Origin of the sequence: Streptomyces flavofungini (assembly GCF_041028215.1) — a bacterium.
In the GTDB taxonomy this organism is placed as follows: Bacteria; Actinomycetota; Actinomycetes; order Streptomycetales; family Streptomycetaceae; genus Streptomyces; species Streptomyces flavofungini_B.
Genome location: NZ_JASKYR010001212.1, coordinates 1 through 1,578, shown reverse-complemented (window position 1 = coordinate 1,578; position 1,578 = coordinate 1). Strand labels below are relative to the sequence as shown.

Annotated in this window: 2 protein-coding genes; one reads left to right on the top strand and one right to left on the bottom strand. The window is 76.8% G+C overall.

Annotated features, from left to right (window positions below; genetic code table 11):
- Positions 1–141: 141 nt before the first annotated feature.
- On the top strand, positions 142–1,098 hold the full coding sequence (locus AB8Z36_RS39840) for a hypothetical protein (protein ID WP_369218241.1): 957 nt from the start codon (positions 142–144) through the stop codon (positions 1,096–1,098).
- A gap of 28 nt (positions 1,099–1,126) precedes the next feature.
- Here AB8Z36_RS39840 and AB8Z36_RS39835 read toward each other — a convergent pair.
- A partial coding sequence (locus tag AB8Z36_RS39835) for an SURF1 family cytochrome oxidase biogenesis protein (protein WP_369218240.1) occupies positions 1,127–1,578 on the bottom strand: 452 nt, incomplete at its 5' end.

The following is a 1,578-nucleotide window of genomic DNA, read 5'->3' as shown; positions in this document are numbered from 1 at the left end:
CCGCAGGGCGAGCTCGTCGGCCCCGCCCCCCCCCCCCCCCCCCCCCCCCCCCCCCCCCCCCCCCCCCCCCCCCCCCCCCCCCCCCCCCCCCGTCCCGGCCCCGAGGAGAGCCTCGGAGCCGACGAGCTCGCCCTGCGGCGGATGATGCGGCAGGCGGTCGAGGAGATCGAGCCGAGCGAGCGCTCGCTGGAGCACCTGCGCCAGGCGGTTCCCGCCCGCAGGGCCCGCAAGCGCCAGGCCGTCGTCGGACTCGCCGCCGCCGCGCTCTTCATCGGCACCGCCGTGCCCGCCCTGGTGCATGTCACCAACGCCCGGGGCGAGGCGGACGACCGGCCCGCGATCGCGGGCAGCAGCCAGGAGTCACAGGGCGGCTCCGGCCGCGCCAAGGGCACCGAGGGCGGCGTGCGGGATACGGGCAAGAAGCCCGACAAGTCCAAGAGCAAGGACAAGAAGGAGAAGAAGGAGAAGAAGGAGGGCAGGGGCAAGGACGGCTCGGGCGCCGGCGGCACCGGTTCGCCCGACCCCGGCACCTCCGAGGCCGCCACCTCGCCCGCCTGTTCCGCGGCCCAGCTCGGCGCCACCGGCGGTGCGGGCCCCGCGGAGGGCGGCGGCCCGGTGTACGGCAGCTTCCGCGTCACCAACATCTCCAAGGCGAGCTGCACGGTGGAGTCCGCGGGTGCGGTCGCCGTGACGGCGCAGGGCGCGGCCGATCCGGCGCGGGTGACCGTCGTCGACCACACGGCGGGCGACGCGGCGAGCGGCCTGCCCGATCCGTCGACCGAGGCGAGCCCGCTCGTGCTGCGGCCCGGCGGGGCGTACGAGGTGCGCTTCGCCTGGGTGCCCTCGGACACGTGCCCCGCGGACGGCGGGGAGCCCACGCCGGACCCGACGCCCTCCGACGGCGGCGGCACCGGCAGCCCGGACGGCGGCGCGTCCGACGGCACGCAGACGCAGCTCGTCCGGACCGAGGGCGGCGTGAAGGACGGCAGTGTCGTGGTCTCCCTGACCGCGGACGCGGGCGCGCCGTCAGCGGGCACCACAGTCGCGAACGCGTGCGCGGGAACGGTCTACCGGACGGGCATCCTCCCGGCGTCCTGAGAGCCTGTGCTCCGAGACCCGCGATCGCTTACGGGGCGGTCCCGGCGGTGTCCGGGAGCAGCCCGAGGCGGGCGTCGCGGGCGACCTCCGCCTCCCGGCGGAACAGCCGGAACCACATGAAGAGGACGAAGCCCGCGAAGACGAACCACTCGCCGGTGTAGCCGAGGTTCTGGAAGGCCTTCAGGTCCAGGCCGGTGTCGTTCGGGGCGGTCGGCGGGACCGCCTTCATCCCGGAGTCGGCCTTGGCGAGGGTGACCCACGCGTCGTACACGTCGTCGCGTACGAGGTTGACCAGCGAGGCCGAGCTGATCGCGCCGAGCTGTCCGCGGGGGAGGCCGCCCGCGGCGGTGACCCCGTTGGAGCCGGGGCTCTCGGAGGCCTGGAGGGCGCCCCGCACGGTGACCTCGCCCTTGGGGGCGGCGGGGGCCTTGGCGGCGCTCGCGTCGCCGGGGAGCCAGCCGCCCCCAAGGGCGAGGTCAC